This window comes from Acinetobacter amyesii (assembly GCF_023499985.1).
Classification (GTDB): Bacteria; Pseudomonadota; Gammaproteobacteria; order Pseudomonadales; family Moraxellaceae; genus Acinetobacter; species Acinetobacter amyesii.
The window spans coordinates 12,471-28,547 of sequence record NZ_JAMCOU010000021.1; the positions used below are offsets into that span (position 1 = coordinate 12,471).

The following is a 16,077-nucleotide window of genomic DNA, read 5'->3' on the forward strand; positions in this document are numbered from 1 at the left end:
GATTTGCTTGAGTTCGCTGTGATGTGAACTTAGCTATAAAAAAGCCTGCATAATTGCAGGCTTTTTTAATGAGCGTTTTAAGGTTTCGGCTGTGATATAGGCGCTAATAAACTCTCATAGCTCATGTCCAGCCTATAGATATTTTTAAGACGCTGTAGCTGATGACGTGCTTCAGCCTCACGACCATTAAATGCCAATAAACGTGCATATTTAATGATGTGGTATTTCGCTGGGTAGCTGCGAACCAATTTTTCAGTATCCTGAATGATTTGTTCAGAAACGATGGAATATGGATTTAAACGAATAATCGCTACCCGATGTCTAAATTCTGTGAGTAAATAGATCGGCTCATGATTAGTGATTTTCTCCGGCGTTTTTTCATATTTTGATGCCTGACCCAGCTGAATTGCTGCATTGGCATAATCACGATAAATCACCGTAATCAGCACGGCACCAATCACGAAAACAATGCGGATAAACCACGGAGACAGACTCAATGTAGCCGTCTGTGATTTCGCAGCTTGAAGAATCCCGATAATAAAACCCGCAGGCAGTAAGAAATATGCGTAGTTTTGCGGAAACTCCAACATGGCATGAATAACGAAGACACCGACCATCAATAGGCCAATGACAGATAATGCAGACTTGGCTAACTTCTGTAATTGAATGCCCCAATAGGCGAAATAGGCCAAGAACGGCACACCAATAATGGCGCCATTCCACAATAAGAAATCCAAAATAAAATTGTGTGAGCTACGAATCCATACAGGCCCTTGCACCGTGTCAGAGATCGAGACAAAAGCACTACTAGTCTGATGCCAACCATAGCCAAACCAAGGCTGTGCAGCTACGGCATGCGCCATTTGTTGCCAAATGGCTAAACGAGACATATCTCCACCAGCACGTTTGACTACGTCACGACTTTCTTGAATATTCATGTCGGATATTTGGCTCATGATTTGACTTAATTTTGGCATCAATACAATCAGTGCCACAAAGCCGATAAACCATGCCAAGCTGTAAAACCAGCGGAGACGGATATAATCTTTGTACTGTGCATAAGCCAAATAGACTAGGACACAGATACTTGCTACCCAAGAGGTGCGAGATTGGCTGAGCGCGACCCCAATTAAAATAGGAATTGCACAAGCGACCAAATAGCGCGTTTTAACTTTTTGCTGTTCATAAACATATAGGCAGGCTAACAAAGACATGAGCAGAAACGTGGCCATGTTATTCGGCTGAGCAAAGTTTGCAAATGGGCGCGTAGTTCCACTAATTTTCATCACAAAAGGAAGAAACGAGTCGAAATCTAACCACTGACATATTGCGATGAGTCCGGTCATGACCCCAGAAGCAACAAAGGTATAGCTTAGGTATAGGAAGGTTTTTTCGCGTTTTTCTGTACCTTGCGAGAGACTAAAACCTAGATTGATACACAGCCAGAAGCTGAACACAAACAGCATACAGAGTAAGGCAATACTAAAATAATACACCTGCCCAAAAGCCAGTTGGATGAAGGGAATCAGCGCTAAGAGCAACAGGGGCAAGGAAATTTTTGCCACCATGAGCTTTTCTTTAAAGAAGGTTGCCGCTAAGGCAAACAGAGCAAAGAAGGTATAAAGCTCACCGGTATACGTGGCCCAAGGTCGGTAATGAATCGGAATCAGCCATGCCAGTGCAATACAGACTGCCGCACAAAGATACAATAGGGTTTTCATGAATATTCAAGATCAATAGAACGTGCCTATCATACCGTGAAAATACCCAAACTTGGTGAGGGAATAGTCAGCGTCTGTGGTAGAAGTTGATTTGCAAAAGTCCTTCGGAAAATGCAGGATTTTTTTGTTTGCAACTTAGCCTGCGCATGGAGTTTTGATATAGTAAGACCAATTTCGAATCAACATTAGGAAAATGTTATGTCAGCAGCTCCACGTATTGGTATCTTGGGCGCAGGCGGTCGTATGGGACGCATCTTAATTCAGGCGGTTCAGCAAGCTGGTTATCAATTAGCTGCTGCGGTAGAACGTCCTGAAAGTAGCTTGGTCGGTGCGGATGCCGGTGAACTTGCAGGGATTGGCGCGGTTGGCGTAAAGGTTGTTGGTAACCTAGCTGAGGTTTTAAAAGATTGTGATGTCGTGATCGATTTTACTGCACCTGCAGCAACAGCACAGCATCTTAAACTTTGCCGTGAAGCAGGCGTTGCGATTGTCATTGGTACCACAGGTATGAATGATGAGCAAAAAGCTTATCTCGATGAAACAGCAACAGAAACCCCTGTGGTCTATGCAGCGAACTATTCTGTCGGTGTAAACGTTTCAATCAAACTTCTTGAATTGGCATCAAAAGTGTTTGGCGATACTGTGGATATTGAAGTGATTGAAGCCCATCATCGCCATAAAGTTGATGCACCATCAGGTACAGCGCTAATGTGGGGCGAAGCCATTGCCGGTGCTTTAGGACGTGACTTAAAACAAGATGCTGTGTATTGCCGTGAAGGTCATACGGGTCCACGTGAACGTCAAACCATTGGCTTCCAAACGATTCGCGGTGGTGACATTGTCGGTGAACATACTGCGATGTTTATTGCGGATGGCGAACGTGTTGAAATTACCCATAAAGCGACCAACCGTATGAACTTTGCCTCTGGTGCAGTACGTGCAGCTGCATGGGTAGTTGGTCGTGAAGCACGTAAGTACGATATGAAAGATGTACTGGGTTTTAACGATATTGACGTATAAAAGTGCGTTAAAATCCGTTATAACAACAGCATAAAATTAAAATAAGACGATCAATGGAATGAAAAAAGTCATCTTTATGGCCTGTGCTGTCGCATTCACTGCGGCAGTACAAGCGAAAACTATGGATAATGCTAAACTCACGATTAATAAAAATAATATTAAAGTTTGGACCTACCAAAATGCTCAAAATCCTGTCTTTCAATACAAAGCTGAAACCAGTTTTGATGTGCCCATTGAAAAAGCGGTTTCCCTGATTTTAGATGTGGAAAATGCAGTGAATTGGGTCCCTTATATGGGCAGTGTCAAAGTCTTATCCCGTGATGACCAAAAAGGCGAATTCAGCTTATATATGGTGCTGGATTTTCCTTTTCCTTTGAAAGACCGTGATTTGGTGGTACAAGGCAAAATGCGTAAAGATGCACAAGGCATCATTAGCATCCAAAATAAAGCGGTGAAAAAAGGTTATCCGATCAATCCCAATTATGTACGCCTCACCGACTATGAGGGCGATTGGACCTTCCAGCGTTTAGGCAATCAAAAAGTCAAAGTGTCAACCTATGGCTATGCCAATCCGGAAGGTTCCATTCCGCTCAGTTTCGTGAATATGTTCGTGCAGCAACAGCCTTATCAAATGCTACAAAAAATGAAAGTGCAGTTGGGTAAAAGCAAAACTGTTGCGACCTTTCCCGAAATTTTAAAATAAGCACCAGTAATGATTCAGTTCAATATGAACGATCAATGACTTCGCTGCTCAGGCAGACGAAATGCAGTCAACTGCTGCATGTGCTGTGCCTCAGGGAGTTCGATGCTGAGTAAGGTCTGTTCTGGAAATTGATGCGGATGTAACTTGATTTGAAATTGCCGCGCGGTCATTTGTTCACAGGCAAAGCGAAGTTTGGCTTGCTGCGGCATGATATTCATGCCGTTTTCAGACTTGGCTTTATAGATATATAGCTTTTGATGTAACCCACCGCTGGTGATCGGTTGGATCTGTTCAAGTTCATATTGCGTCAGTTTTTGGGCACTTAAAAAGCCTTGAATTAAAGATTTACAGATAAAATTTTGCTGGCTTTGGGCTTGAGTGTGCTGTTTGGGTTGGCACGCCATAAGCGTGAGTGTACTGATGATGATTAGACCCGCTCGAAGCTGCGTGAAGTCATTCATTTAATTTTCCCCCTATCGTTATTTTTGAGATATCAACCTGATGCATTCAGCTTAAATCTGTTAACTTAATGGGTACAGATACAAGAATGATTAAAAAAGGGGTACAGATGGCTTTTCAATATCAGCAGCTTGCGCAGCAGTTGGCACAGAAAATTTATAGTGGTGAATTGGCCGCAGGGCAGCGTCTTTATGCGCTACGTCAATTTTCACAGCAGCATCAGATCAGTTTAAATACCGCGAAACGCTGCTATGAATTACTTGAAGCCAAAGGCCTCATTTATGTCAAAGAAAAGTCTGGTTATTTTGTACAATCCTCACAGAAAGCCCAGCAAATTGCCGTGCCGAATCATCCTGATTTTGATTCCCGACCTCGTGAAATTTCGAATTTAGAATTGCAAATTCAGATCCATGAAGCATCTGCAAATAGTCGCCTGATTCATTTGGGTTCAATTCAGTTGTCCCCCAATTTTGTTCCTGTTGAAGCAATCAGACGTTCAATCCAAAGGGCATTAAAGCATTGTAAACCAGAAGATTTTTTATATAACAATCGGCAAGGTCATCCACAATTGCGTGAAGCTTTGTCGGCACATTGGGCTGAAGATGGTTTTTACATGCCTAAGGATGATATTTACATCAGCAATGGTTGTATGCCTGCTTTGTCAGTGATGTTGCAAAATCTAAGTGCGGAAGGGGAGAGTGTCATTGTTCCAACGCCGAACTATAACGGGCAATTGCAATTATTGGCTTTATTGAAGCGGAAAATTGTTGAAATTCCTGCCAATACGGAAGGTTTTGATTTAGATCGTTTAGAGCAGGCGATGCGGGATTCAGGCGCGAAAGTATGCTTATTGACTGCAAATTTTCAAAATCCTTTGGGTTTTTGTTTAAGTAATGAAGATAAGGAACGAATTGCACAACTGGCTGAAAAATATCAATGTTATGTGATTGAAGATGATATTTATGCTGAGTGTAGTTTCAATGCAAAGCGACCATTGCCTATCAAATATTGGGATCGGGCGGGCTACGTGATCTATTGTGCGTCGATTTCAAAATCTTTATCGCCTTCTTATCGGGTGGGGTGGTTTTGTCTTCCACCACATTTGCAACATTTGCGTCCGAAATTACTTTTGCAAAATGATTCGGTGAATACGCCTTTGCAGTTAGGACTTGCAGATTTGATTTTTAGTCGTGCGTATCGCCAACATCTTGCTGAATTGCGTCCTAAATTAATGGTGCAAGTAGAGCAGTATCGTCAGTATATTTACGATGCTTTTCAAGGGGTTGATATCCGTCTAAATCGGCCTCAAGGCAGTTATGCACTGTGGTTGCAGATGCCTGAACAAATAGACAGTTTGGCGCTGTATTACCATGCGCAAAAACATGGCATCAATATTGTGCCAGGTTTAATTTTTGGTGAGGACAATCGTTATAACAACTGTATTCGTCTAAATGCCGGGCATGAGTTGTCTGTAGATATTCAGCAGGCCATTTTGTTGCTTGCAGATTGGGTGCGTAAGGAATGTAGAAACACAAATGTCATCTAGATTAATGAGTCCATAAAGCATACAAAAAAAGCCTGCATGCAGCAGGCTTTTGGGGCTTAGATTTTTGCCGTTAAAAATCAGCTTTCAACACGATACGATAACGCACGTTTCCTGAATGCAAACGTTCAATCGCTTCATTCACCTGAGACATTGGATACATTTCAATTTGAGGTGCAATATTTTGACGTGCGGCGAATCGAAGTAATTCACGCAGTGCTGCAGGAGAGCCTGTTGATGAGCCAGTAACCGATTTAGCACCGCTGATCAGCATACCTGCGGGGATTTGCATCGGCTCAAGTGCTAGGCCAAGCATGTGAACGCTTCCATTCGGTGCCAAAGTCGAAAGATAGGCTTGCCAATCCAACGTCACATTGACCGTGCTTAAAATCAAATTGAACTTACCACGTTGTGCTTTAATTGCAGCAAGATCACGACTATTCACCACATGGTCAGCCCCCATGGCTTTAAGTTCATCGGTTTTATCTAAGTTTGAACTGAACGCAGTAATTTCACAGCCCCAAGCTTTGAGCAGTTTAATCGCCATATGACCTAAACCACCAATGCCGATCACGGCAACATGGTGAATGGCCTGAATTTGGTGCTGTAATATGGGATCAAATACCGTAATCCCACCGCAGAGCAGAGGGCCAGCACTGGTTGGGTCGAGATCATCTGGAAGGGGAATAACCCATTGCCAGCCAGCACGGACTTTGTCGGCAAAGCCACCTGCATGACCGACGATCGTCGCTGTCTTGGTTCCGGTACATTGCACTTGGCGACCATCGATACACGGGTCACAGTGTTGACAACTTTCTGCTGTCCAGCCAATGCCTACACGTTGTCCGACTTTGAGTCCTTTGGCTTCGCTGCCGAGTTGGGTAATGGTTCCAATTACTTCATGCCCTGGGACCACAGGATAAACCGAAGATTTCCAATCATTTTGGATAATAGAAATATCTGAGTGACAAAGACCGCAATACTCGACTTTGACTTCAACCTGATGGGCTTGTAATTCACCTGCATCAAATTGGTAGGGAACAAGGGCTTCACCACTGTTCATTGCTGCATAGGCGTGGATTGTATTGTCACTCATTATTCTATCCTTTCTGCTTTTGAGGTCATTCTTCGTGCGTGTATTTAAAGTCACAGTGATTTTCATGATCATTGACCATGCCGATAGCTTGCATCAGAGCATAGCAAGTCGTCGGGCCGACAAATTTAAAACCATGCTTTTTTAATGCGTTGGACATTGCCTGACTTTGAGCGGTTTGTGCAGGGGCGCTACGATATTCAACGACATCATTATTGGCAATTTGACCTTCGACAAAACTCCAAAGAAATTCTACAGGATGAATCCCTTGGGCTTTTAACTGTTGCCATGCTTTTGCATTATCACGAATGGCAGTGAGTTTGCCGATATGGCGAATCAAACCTGAATCTTGTAATTTTTCTTGTAATTGTAGGTCATTCAACGCTGCGATTTCGGCAATGGGATATTGAAAAAAATGCTGCTGATAACAGGCCCGCTTTTTCAGCACAGTGATCCAAGACAGCCCCGCTTGTTGTCCTTCAAGACATAGCATTTCAAAGAGATGCTGCTCATCAAAACTAGGTTTAGCCCACTCAGTGTCGTGGTAGGCAATATATAAAGGATCTTCGGAGCACCAAGCACAGCGTTGTATCGTCATGTTGAATGCTCCTTTTGACTTAAATTTTAAAGACAGTCCATTGATCGTTTTTATTGTCCCAATACAACAGTTCCGCTTGATCGAGATCGGCAAATTGAATCCATACATCTTTACCTGATTTGTCTGCGTAGCCGGTGCTGATGAGTAATGCTTCTTCAGTGATCTCCATGATCCAGCCCTGATAAGACTGTCCATTGAGGCTGATTTTTTGTTGATTACCAGATTCTGCAAATTCCACCAGACGATTGATCAACGCTTCTGACATGTATGTTTCCTAAAATTAACGTAAATACGGATAGGGGTTAACGGCATTGCGACCTTTACCACCCAAGTAAATGCCATAATGCAAATGTGGTGCAGTATGTCGAGCATTGCCAGTATTACCTACATAGCCAATGACATCACCTTTTTTGACATAGTCGCCGACGTTTAAGCCACGCTTATGACCATCAAGATGCGCATAATAATGCCAAGAGCCTGCGGGCCCCATAATCCATATCACTTTACCACCCAAATTGTTATTACGTAAGTCAGCAACTAAACCTTCTGTAGCACTGAGGACTTTTGTTCCACGTGGAACAATAATATCAATGCCTTCGTGGCTCCGCCCTTGGCTACGCGCTGCGCCCCAAGTATCCTTGAGCGCACTTCGTTTGACTTGATGAACAGGAACAGGCAATTGATTGGGTAAACGCATGTTTTGTAATTTTTTCACTTCATGTGCAGGCAATGTACTACCAGATGGTTTGGGGGGAGTTGATGTACAGGCGCTGAGTAAAAGCAACATAAAACCAATACCGCCGAACAACCCTCTGCGAAGCAAAAACTCTTGAGTCACATTTGTCCCTATTCAATTGATGAGCAGTTAAAAACTATGGCATAGAATGGCTTTCGAGTTCTAGCGTAGAAATGAGTTTTTTCATGGCGGTTGGAATACCGAGTGCAGTGGCTTGTATCGGGCTAAACCACTGTCCGTTGCATTCAATCGCTAAATGCTCTTTTTGATCGGCAGCAACGGTAAATACAGTAGCTTCTAAAAGCCAAGTGAAGTGGGTAAAGCTATGTGATATCTGCACTTGAGTGGTGGTAGGTTTCAGTCCAAGTTGCTGAGTGTGGGATTGAAACTCATGGGGTTGATCAAAAATAGGTAAACACCACAGACCGCCCCATAGACCGCTATTCGGACGTTGTATCCACAGCCATTCTCCTGCAGATTGAATCAGCATGACTTGAGCCTCTCTCACTGGAACAGGCTTTTTAGGCTTTTTATAAGGTAATTCAGTTTCTAAACCCTGAGCATGTGCTTTGCAGTGCTGTTGCATGGGACAATATAAACAGAGTGGTTTTTTCGGCGTGCATACCGTTGCACCCAAATCCATAATCGCTTGGGTATAATCGTGGTTGCGTTCAGTGGGGCAGAGCTCTGTCGCCAGTTGCCACATGGCCCGTTCATGTACAGGTTTCGATAAATCATCTTCTATAGCAAAGAAACGAGACAATACTCGCTTGACGTTGCCGTCCATAATCACGCCATATTGTCTTAAACCTAAAGACATCAGTGCACCCGCGGTAGACGGGCCGATGCCCGGTAGTTCCATCCACTGCTCAAGATTGCTTGGAAAATGTCCCTGATGTGCAACAATACCCGCGGCTTTGTGTAAGTTCCGAGCCCGTGCATAGTAGCCTAAGCCAGCCCAATAGGGCGCCACATCATCCCAAGAGGCATGGCCTAAATCTTCAACAGTCGGAAACCGTTGAATAAATCGATCAAAATATTGTAGGACAGTTTTGACTTGGGTTTGTTGCAGCATAATTTCTGAAACCCACACTTTGTAAGGGTCATCCTTCACTTGCCACGGTAAGTCATGACGACCATGGACATCAAACCAGTCGAGAAGGGCATCAGAAAAGTTAAACATGCAATACAGTCAAAATTGAAAAAACCTGCCTAGTATACATCTTTCTATAGGCATTCTTTTTTGTTCAAAACGAAATCTGTATATCAGGGGAAATGCAAAAATAGTGGCTATCAAAAAAGGAGCCGAAGCTCCTTAGTGAGGGTCAATTTTTAAATTTTAGCTTTTAAAGCCCCAGCGGGAATCAAGCGCCAACGTTTGGTTTTCATAACGTGGAATAATGTGAATGTGCACATGTTCAGTAGCTTCGCCAAAAACTTGTCCATCATTAAACCCAATATGAAAGCCAGTAGGTTGATAACGTAAATTTAATTCATTACGTGCTTGTTCAAGTAAGGACATTAAACTTTTACGTTCTTTATCAGTAATTTCAAAAAAAGAACCAACGTGACGTAGCGGGACAATGACAGCATGTCCTTTAGACAGTGTGTGTGGTTCAGGAAGTACAACTCCAAAATCATTTTTTGCAATAACGTCATATTCGTCAAAATTGCAATATGGACAATTGAGATCTGTCATTGTGCTCTCCTCATTTTTATAAATTAAATATTGGTATTGGTTCTTAGCGCTTTAAGAACCAAGCTGGCGTGCTAACAAGGCATACATGGCCGCTAAGCTTTGTTGTTCTGCAGTAGCGTTATAAGCTAAATCTACGCCGTTGGCTTTGGCGCGTTCATCCGCCATCGGGTTGCTAAAGCCATGTTTTGCACCTTCAAAAATATTGATTTGATACTTCACTTGGGCAGCATCCATTTCATTTCTAAAGGTCGCAACATCTTCTAAGCTCACCATCGAGTCGAGCTCACCATGTTGCACTAAAATCTCTGCTTGAACTTGTCCTGTTTGTGCAGGAGTCGCTGTAGCAAGTGTTGCATGGAAGGTCACCACAGCTTTTAATGCAGCACCTGAACGAGCTAAATCCAGCACGACTTTTCCACCATAGCAAAAGCCTATGGCTGCGAGTTTATCTGCATTTACTTCTTTTTGCTGTGCCAAAGTGTTTAATGCAGCAGACGCACGGGTCACAATGGTATCGGCATGATCAAAAGTCTGCATCATCCATTCATAAGCTTGCTTGGCATCTGTGGTGACTTTTTTGTCACCATACATATCCAAAGCGAAAGCAGCATAGCCTTGTTTTGCCAATTCACGCGCACGTTGTTCGGTATATTCATTGCGTCCCCACCATTCAGGGGCAACTAACACACCTGCGATCGCAGTGTCTAACTCTGGAGCAGCAAAATAGCCAAAAAGTTGAGTTCCATCTGCTGCTGTATATTGAATTTCGCGCGTCTTAATTTTAACGGTCATGGTCAAATCCTTATGTGCGGCTACGCAGTTAATGAAGATTTAAAATAAAGGGAAATGAGTTTTTGTGAAATAAATATAAGATATCAATGTGAATTTTAAGTCAAATCAATCAAAAAAATTGTAAAAGAAAATAATGGTACGAAGAAATATTGAGGAGCACCGAGATTTGTCGATGCTCCTGAAGGGAGTATTGTTATTTCGGGAGAACTTCAATGAGCTCTACATCAAAAATCAGTGTGCTGTTTGGCTCAATGACGTCTGCTGAACCAATTTGCCCATAGCCCAAATTGGCAGGAATGAAGAAGCGATATTTTGCACCTTCTTTCATCAACTGTAGACCTTCTGTCCAACCCTGAATGACTTGGCTCACTTGGAACATCGCAGGTTGGTTGCGTGCAATTGAACTATCAAAAACAGTGCCATCAATTAAGCGCCCTTCATAGTGAACTTTCACATTTGAATTGGCTTTGGGTGACTTACCTTTGCCGGCTTGAATGACTTGATACTGCAGGCCAGATTTCGTGACCTGAATGCTCGTTTTTTTTGCATTTTCAGCAAGGAAAGCGGCACCAATGGTGGCATTCGCATCCGCTTTTTGCTTCAGTTCAATCAGTTGTTTCGCTTCGGTTTGCTTTTTATATTGGGTTAAGGCACGGGTCATTTCTTCATCTGTTAATGACGAAGCTTGACCTTTAGAAGCTGCTTTTAAACCTGCAACAAATGCATCAATATCCAAATCCTTAATGGATTCAGCATTACTGCGTCCCATTAAATAACCAAAACTATAACCCACTTGTTCTGCAGCACTACTTTTATTACTGACATCTTTGGCAAATACAGTGCTTGAGCAGAGTGTCAAACACAACATACTGATCTGTAATTTCATGACCGAGTCTCAAAATAAAGCAGGAGAGCGAAAAGCTCTCCTGTACCGGTTTTATTATTTAACTTCAATGAGTTCTACATCAAAAATTAAAGTACTGTTCGGTGGGATTGTTCCTGGAACACCTTGAGCACCATAACCTAGGTTTGAGGGAATATATAAAGTAGCTTTGCCACCTTCCTTCATTAACTGCAGACCTTCAGTCCAACCCGGAATTACTTGGTTCAACGGAAATTCAATTGGCTCGCCGCGCTGTACTGAACTATCAAATACTGTGCCATCTACTAACTTACCTGTGTAGTGGACTTTAACAACTGATGTGGCTTGCGGTTGTTTACCTGTACCTTCTTTCGTTGTTAGGTACTGTAAACCAGAAGCTGTAGTTTTAACCCCAGCTTTGCTTTTGTTTTCTGTTAAGAAATTATCGCTGCTACTTTGTGCTTGCTTATTGCTTTTAAGTTGTTTGTTTTGCATTTCTTGCTGGAATTCAGCATATGCTTTTTGTAATTCTTCTTCAGTATATGCAGGTTTTGCACGAGCATGGCCTGCACGAACGCCTGTGACAAAGCTATCAATATCTAATTCTGGAGGCGTTTGATGGGCAACTTCATAACCAAGTGCATAACTGATTTTAGCGACAGCAGAAGCATTTGCAGCTGGTTGAGTTGATGTTGCTGATTGCGTAGCAGGTGTTTTAGTTGCATAGTAAACAGGAACAAGTGCGGCACCGCCGAGTAATACAGCGACAGCGATAGGTAGGGCCTTACTCATATATTTTCCCACAATTATTTTATATGTAAAAAGTTGCTGAAATTCTAGCAGACTTTTCCTGTTCAGCGCTTACCTATCTCTACGATCAGGTAAGGTGCAGGAAAGATCATCATAGTCATGTTCTTATTTTTATACTATAACGGTATGAATATATAAAACATTTTTTATACAGAAAGAGGCATGCAACATAAATTTCGCACATAAAAAAGCCACCGTATTCGGTGGCTTTTTTTACAACGCGCTGAATCAGTCTTGGTCTTTTGAAGCTTTATAACCATAGGAATAGTTATAGCCATAACCATAGCCTGCTGAGCTACGTTGAATGTCGTTTAGAATAATACCATTGACCTTCACACCCACTTGTTCAAAGCGGTTAACGGTTAACTCTAACTCTTTCAACTGCGTTTTCGCATAACGAGCAATCACCAAATTCACGCCAGCAAATTGCGAAATAATGATACCGTCTGTCACCGCAAGTACAGGAGGGGTATCAATGATCACATGATCAAACATCGGTGAAATTAAATCTAAGAATTCTTTGAATTTCCCAGAGCTTAAAAGTTCAGATGGATTAGAAGGGCTCTTACCCCGAGTTACGACACTTAAATTTGGAATTTCTGTTGTTTTAACAATACTGTCAATGCCACTTTGCCCATTTAAAAACTCTGCAAGACCAGGTTGATTGTCTTGATTGAAGTATTTATTTAAGTAACCACGACGCATATCGGCATCAACAATCAGTACGCGCTTATCACTCTGCGCCAAAATAGTCGCTAAGTTCGTTGAAACAAAAGATTTACCGACTTCTGGTGCAGGCCCTGAAATCATGATCAGATTATTTTTTGCAGATGTCAGTGCAAAGTGAATGGCAGTACGCATACTGCGCAGGCTTTCAATTGCAATATCATCGCTATTTTTAACTGCAAGAACTGGAATTGTTTTCTTCTTCTTCAAGAGTTTAATACGGCTTTCTTGAACAGGGGAACGTGGCACAGTGGCATAAACCGGAAGATCAAGGGTGTTCTCAATTTCTGAAGAATCTTTGATTCCTGAGCGTAGCATGTTACGTAGTAGTGCAAGTAATGTACCGAGGAAACCACCGAGAAAAATTGAAAGTATCAAGATTTGTAGTTTTTTTGGTGCAATCGGTTGAATTGGTTCTACAGCAGTATCCACAATACGGACATTACCAATTTCACCAGCTTTGGCAATACGAAGCTGTTGGTAAGAATTCAACAACGCTGTATAAAGTTGTTGTTTCACTTCAACTTCACGATAGAGCTGTAAATAACGACGTTGTAAGTCTGGTAATTTTTTTAAGGTGGTATTTAGTTCACCAATTTTGCTATTGATTGCACCTAATTGGGCATTCATTTGCTGCATCACTGGATGTTCACTAGTGTACTTCGCAGAAGCTTCAGCAACTTTTTGCTCTAATTCAGCTTTTTGAGTTTCAAGAGTGACGCTTTGAGTTAAATATAGTTCAGATTCTTTGGTTACATCGACGGTATTAAACTCTTGACGGAATTTGTTAAATTCACGTTCTGCGACATCAAGCTGCTGTTTTAATTCAGGGAGTTGTTCGTCTAGGAATTTTAATGTTTGTGCACTTTCAGCCGAACGTCTTTCAATATTTTGATGGCTGTAGGCTGCTAAAATGGCATTTAAAACTTTTGTAATATGTTCTTTATCTTGGCCTTGATAGTTAAGGCCAAGCACGCCCGTCATTTTACCTTTTTCAGCAACAGAATAATTTGCCAAAATACTGTCAACTGCAGCAGGTAAAGACTGTTTTTGAATTAAATAGTCATCTTTGAATTGATCTTTGCTATAAATTGAGATTTCCCAAAGACCTTCTGCTGTACGCAAAGAGCTTTTTTGGTTCAATGGTGCTGTTAAAATTGTTTGTTCAGTCTGGAGGTCAATTAAAGAAAATTTATTATCTTGAAATTGGAGACCAAGGTTCTTGTCACGATATTGTGCAGGAATATCAAATTGGCGTATTTCAAAACTTTTCTCATTATCTTTGAAAATGACAGATTTATTTTTATATTCGGTGGCATATTCATGCGGTGAAAATAAGCGATCAGTGAAAGAGTTTTCAGTACCCGAAATTTTTAAATCTAGATGTAAGTTTTGAATCACGGTGCCTAGAACTAAACGTGATTTAAGAATTTCAATTTCTGCTTGCGCTGGTTGTTTTTGATCAATCATATTAGAAAGATCACCTAATAAGGCAGCAGAAGCCCCTTTATTCTCTTCGACCTGTACTAAAGCATTGACTGCATAAGTGTCGGGGGTGGTTCTTAAATAAAGTAAAGCACAAACAAGACTTAAAATTACACATAGAGCAATTAACTTCCACTGTGCAATCAGAGAGAAAAATAATTCCTTTAAATCAATTGTATCTTCTGTATTGGTATTTTGGCTCATAATCGTACATCAAAAGTTAAATTTGTTTAGTCCAATCTGCAATGCAAGATTGGATCAGTTCTGAGGTCTGGTCAAAAAAAGCTTGATCGTGCTGATATGGGTCAGGCACATTTTTACCTTGCCAATGGCCTAAACGAAAAGTCTTTCCTTTTGCAAATGGCCATGTTTGTTCAATATGCTTTTGTTGATTTGAACTCATGACTAAAATTAAATCTGATTTCTTGATCAGTTCAGCATTTAATTTTTGCGCAATGTGTCCACTCATATCGATGCCAATTTTTTGCATACAGTGTTGAGCTTTTTCATCTGCTGGATGTCCAACCATGCCTGAGATTCCCGCTGAATAAATATTCAGATCGGGATGATTCTTTTTCAGAAGATATTCTGCCATAGGACTTCGGCAAATATTACCTACACACACCACCAGAATATTTTTAAATAACATTATTGACCCATTCTGTCGATGTTATAGATCATATTTGAGAAAGGAATCACCTGATTGATCACGCGCTGCCAACGTGCCAAGCCAGATGCATCAACATATACAATATCGTTGCTACGCATTCTGAACTGGTTTGCGAGTCCAAAGTCACCAATACTGGTTAAATCCAAATGATAAATTTCGGTCATCGGACTATTCATATCACTACGTACTACGTAGATTTTACCTCGACTTGCAGAAAGCGAGTTTACCCCAAGACTTTCGCCCAAGACATCACTTAAACTCATTCCTTGATCACGCATTGGTAGGGATTGATTTTTACCAGATTCACCCATTACATAAATTTTCTGATTTTCGCGTGAATTGACATAAATTGTATCGTTAGGCTGTATGAGTAGATTATGTAGTGAATAGCCAGCCTTTTCTAACTGAATGCTATTTAAGTTGTAAGTTTGTCCTTGGCGTACCAAGGTAATAGACGTATTATCGCCAAATTGCGTATTCACACCGCCAGCAAGACCAAGTGCAGTATATACGCTTGTAGGTTGGTCGGTGAGATTAAATTGACCACCTTTCATTACATTACCTTGGACAGAATAACGCTGGCCTTGGTAGGAAAGAACGCGAACAATCACATCTGGGGTTTTTAAATAGCGGGCAAGTTGGCTACGTAACTCCTGATTAACTTTTGTTAGGGATTTTCCGGCAGCTTTATATCGGCCAATAATAGGGAATTGAATATAACCATTTTGGTCGATTTGGTAACCGTTTGATTTTATCGCCTCTTCATTACTAATGGTATTTGTAGGTGGCGTTATTTCCGGATATGCCCATAAATAAATGGATAAAATATCACCAGAATTTAATCGATATTGTTGTTGTTGTTGATTGAAAAGGTGAGCAAAATTTTGTTGATTAATCTGTGCGGGTTGAACGGCTGCTAAATTGTCTTGTGATAATTTGATGACATTTACAGTTGAACCTAGATCTGTTTGGAAAACACCTTCTTTTGGTAAATCATATGTTTGAAGACCTGATGTGATTGCACAACCCGTCATACCTAAACTGAGTGCTAACAAGAAGCTATAACGATAGTAACTCACTCGAAATCCTACTTATAAAAATAATTGAATTGTAAAAAAGGCAATCGCCTGATTTTTAAAATATATAACGCAGCATTTTAT

At 41.4% G+C, this 16,077-nt stretch carries 17 protein-coding genes; 3 read left to right on the forward strand and 14 right to left on the reverse strand.

Going from position 1 to position 16,077, the window contains the following annotated elements; genetic code table 11:
- Positions 1 to 77: 77 nt before the first annotated feature.
- On the reverse strand, positions 78 to 1,721 hold the full coding sequence (locus M5F03_RS04630) for a PglL family O-oligosaccharyltransferase (RefSeq protein ID WP_249706980.1): 1,644 nt from the start codon (positions 1,719 to 1,721) through the stop codon (positions 78 to 80).
- 198 nt (positions 1,722 to 1,919) lie between these two features.
- On the opposite strand from M5F03_RS04630, the gene dapB reads away from it, so the two are divergent.
- Together dapB and M5F03_RS04640 are read left to right on the forward strand one after the other, a co-directional pair.
- Positions 1,920 to 2,741, forward strand: coding sequence for a 4-hydroxy-tetrahydrodipicolinate reductase (gene dapB, locus M5F03_RS04635; protein WP_078194102.1), 822 nt, complete (start codon positions 1,920 to 1,922; stop codon positions 2,739 to 2,741).
- A 58-nt stretch (positions 2,742 to 2,799) separates the two neighbouring features.
- Complete coding sequence (locus tag M5F03_RS04640) at positions 2,800 to 3,444, forward strand: START domain-containing protein (RefSeq protein ID WP_180066868.1); 645 nt, start codon at positions 2,800 to 2,802, stop codon at positions 3,442 to 3,444.
- 32 nt (positions 3,445 to 3,476) lie between these two features.
- On the opposite strand, the gene M5F03_RS04645 is transcribed toward M5F03_RS04640, so the two are convergent.
- Entirely contained in the window at positions 3,477 to 3,905 is a 429-nt protein-coding gene (locus tag M5F03_RS04645) for a hypothetical protein (RefSeq protein ID WP_249706982.1), read from the reverse strand.
- Positions 3,906 to 4,012: 107 nt separating this feature from the next.
- On the opposite strand from M5F03_RS04645, the gene M5F03_RS04650 reads away from it, so the two are divergent.
- Positions 4,013 to 5,449, forward strand: coding sequence for an aminotransferase-like domain-containing protein (locus M5F03_RS04650; RefSeq protein ID WP_180116256.1), 1,437 nt, complete (start codon positions 4,013 to 4,015; stop codon positions 5,447 to 5,449).
- Between the two features lie 70 nt (positions 5,450 to 5,519).
- On the opposite strand, the gene ahr is transcribed toward M5F03_RS04650, so the two are convergent.
- The 12 genes from ahr to M5F03_RS04710 all read right to left on the reverse strand — a co-directional run bounded on the left by ahr (position 5,520) and on the right by M5F03_RS04710 (position 15,951).
- On the reverse strand, positions 5,520 to 6,542 hold the full coding sequence (gene ahr / locus M5F03_RS04655) for an NADPH-dependent aldehyde reductase Ahr (RefSeq protein WP_180042054.1): 1,023 nt from the start codon (positions 6,540 to 6,542) through the stop codon (positions 5,520 to 5,522).
- A 25-nt stretch (positions 6,543 to 6,567) separates the two neighbouring features.
- Positions 6,568 to 7,137 (reverse strand): DNA-3-methyladenine glycosylase I, encoded by a 570-nt coding sequence (locus M5F03_RS04660; protein ID WP_249706985.1) that lies wholly within the window; start codon positions 7,135 to 7,137, stop codon positions 6,568 to 6,570.
- Between the two features lie 19 nt (positions 7,138 to 7,156).
- Positions 7,157 to 7,402 carry a hypothetical protein gene (locus tag M5F03_RS04665; RefSeq protein ID WP_078191630.1) on the reverse strand — a complete coding sequence of 82 codons (246 nt, stop codon included), beginning with the start codon at positions 7,400 to 7,402 and terminating at the stop codon, positions 7,157 to 7,159.
- A gap of 15 nt (positions 7,403 to 7,417) precedes the next feature.
- A complete protein-coding gene (locus M5F03_RS04670) occupies positions 7,418 to 7,924 on the reverse strand; it encodes a M23 family metallopeptidase (protein ID WP_180085982.1) in 507 nt (168 codons plus the stop codon).
- Positions 7,925 to 8,009: 85 nt separating this feature from the next.
- The gene (gene mutY, locus M5F03_RS04675; RefSeq protein ID WP_249706987.1) at positions 8,010 to 9,056 is read right to left on the reverse strand and encodes an A/G-specific adenine glycosylase; all 1,047 of its coding nucleotides are present in this window, start codon (positions 9,054 to 9,056) and stop codon (positions 8,010 to 8,012) included.
- Between the two features lie 156 nt (positions 9,057 to 9,212).
- The gene (locus tag M5F03_RS04680; RefSeq protein WP_078194095.1) at positions 9,213 to 9,572 is read right to left on the reverse strand and encodes an HIT family protein; all 360 of its coding nucleotides are present in this window, start codon (positions 9,570 to 9,572) and stop codon (positions 9,213 to 9,215) included.
- 51 nt (positions 9,573 to 9,623) lie between these two features.
- Entirely contained in the window at positions 9,624 to 10,364 is a 741-nt protein-coding gene (locus M5F03_RS04685) for a dienelactone hydrolase family protein (RefSeq protein ID WP_249706989.1), read from the reverse strand.
- 193 nt (positions 10,365 to 10,557) lie between these two features.
- Positions 10,558 to 11,250, reverse strand: coding sequence for a BamJ family beta-barrel-assembly machinery protein (gene bamJ, locus M5F03_RS04690; RefSeq protein ID WP_249706991.1), 693 nt, complete (start codon positions 11,248 to 11,250; stop codon positions 10,558 to 10,560).
- A 54-nt stretch (positions 11,251 to 11,304) separates the two neighbouring features.
- Positions 11,305 to 12,018 carry a BamJ family beta-barrel-assembly machinery protein gene (gene bamJ, locus M5F03_RS04695; protein ID WP_249706994.1) on the reverse strand — a complete coding sequence of 238 codons (714 nt, stop codon included), beginning with the start codon at positions 12,016 to 12,018 and terminating at the stop codon, positions 11,305 to 11,307.
- 246 nt (positions 12,019 to 12,264) lie between these two features.
- A complete protein-coding gene (locus tag M5F03_RS04700) occupies positions 12,265 to 14,451 on the reverse strand; it encodes a polysaccharide biosynthesis tyrosine autokinase (protein ID WP_249706997.1) in 2,187 nt (728 codons plus the stop codon).
- A 16-nt stretch (positions 14,452 to 14,467) separates the two neighbouring features.
- The gene (locus M5F03_RS04705; protein ID WP_078194091.1) at positions 14,468 to 14,896 is read right to left on the reverse strand and encodes a low molecular weight protein-tyrosine-phosphatase; all 429 of its coding nucleotides are present in this window, start codon (positions 14,894 to 14,896) and stop codon (positions 14,468 to 14,470) included.
- Positions 14,896 to 15,951, reverse strand: a complete 1,056-nt coding sequence (locus M5F03_RS04710) for a polysaccharide biosynthesis/export family protein (protein WP_180022948.1) — start codon at positions 15,949 to 15,951, stop codon at positions 14,896 to 14,898. Before M5F03_RS04710 ends, M5F03_RS04705 begins: the two co-directional genes overlap by 1 nt.
- Positions 15,952 to 16,077: the final 126 nt, after the last annotated feature.

Coding starts and splice junctions, on each gene's coding strand:
- M5F03_RS04680 (WP_078194095.1), bottom strand. CDS start 9,572: ATGACAGATCTCAATTGTCCATATTGCAATTTTGACGAATATGACGTT.
- M5F03_RS04685 (WP_249706989.1), bottom strand. CDS start 10,364: ATGACCGTTAAAATTAAGACGCGCGAAATTCAATATACAGCAGCAGAT.
- M5F03_RS04665 (WP_078191630.1), bottom strand. CDS start 7,402: ATGTCAGAAGCGTTGATCAATCGTCTGGTGGAATTTGCAGAATCTGGT.
- M5F03_RS04660 (WP_249706985.1), bottom strand. CDS start 7,137: ATGACGATACAACGCTGTGCTTGGTGCTCCGAAGATCCTTTATATATT.
- M5F03_RS04710 (WP_180022948.1), bottom strand. CDS start 15,951: ATGACGGGTTGTGCAATCACATCAGGTCTTCAAACATATGATTTACCA.
- M5F03_RS04650 (WP_180116256.1), top strand. CDS start 4,013: ATGGCTTTTCAATATCAGCAGCTTGCGCAGCAGTTGGCACAGAAAATT.
- dapB (WP_078194102.1), top strand. CDS start 1,920: ATGTCAGCAGCTCCACGTATTGGTATCTTGGGCGCAGGCGGTCGTATG.
- M5F03_RS04705 (WP_078194091.1), bottom strand. CDS start 14,896: ATGTTATTTAAAAATATTCTGGTGGTGTGTGTAGGTAATATTTGCCGA.
- M5F03_RS04700 (WP_249706997.1), bottom strand. CDS start 14,451: ATGAGCCAAAATACCAATACAGAAGATACAATTGATTTAAAGGAATTA.
- M5F03_RS04670 (WP_180085982.1), bottom strand. CDS start 7,924: ATGTTGCTTTTACTCAGCGCCTGTACATCAACTCCCCCCAAACCATCT.
- M5F03_RS04645 (WP_249706982.1), bottom strand. CDS start 3,905: ATGAATGACTTCACGCAGCTTCGAGCGGGTCTAATCATCATCAGTACA.
- ahr (WP_180042054.1), bottom strand. CDS start 6,542: ATGAGTGACAATACAATCCACGCCTATGCAGCAATGAACAGTGGTGAA.
- mutY (WP_249706987.1), bottom strand. CDS start 9,056: ATGTTTAACTTTTCTGATGCCCTTCTCGACTGGTTTGATGTCCATGGT.
- M5F03_RS04640 (WP_180066868.1), top strand. CDS start 2,800: ATGAAAAAAGTCATCTTTATGGCCTGTGCTGTCGCATTCACTGCGGCA.
- bamJ (WP_249706994.1), bottom strand. CDS start 12,018: ATGAGTAAGGCCCTACCTATCGCTGTCGCTGTATTACTCGGCGGTGCC.
- M5F03_RS04630 (WP_249706980.1), bottom strand. CDS start 1,721: ATGAAAACCCTATTGTATCTTTGTGCGGCAGTCTGTATTGCACTGGCA.
- bamJ (WP_249706991.1), bottom strand. CDS start 11,250: ATGAAATTACAGATCAGTATGTTGTGTTTGACACTCTGCTCAAGCACT.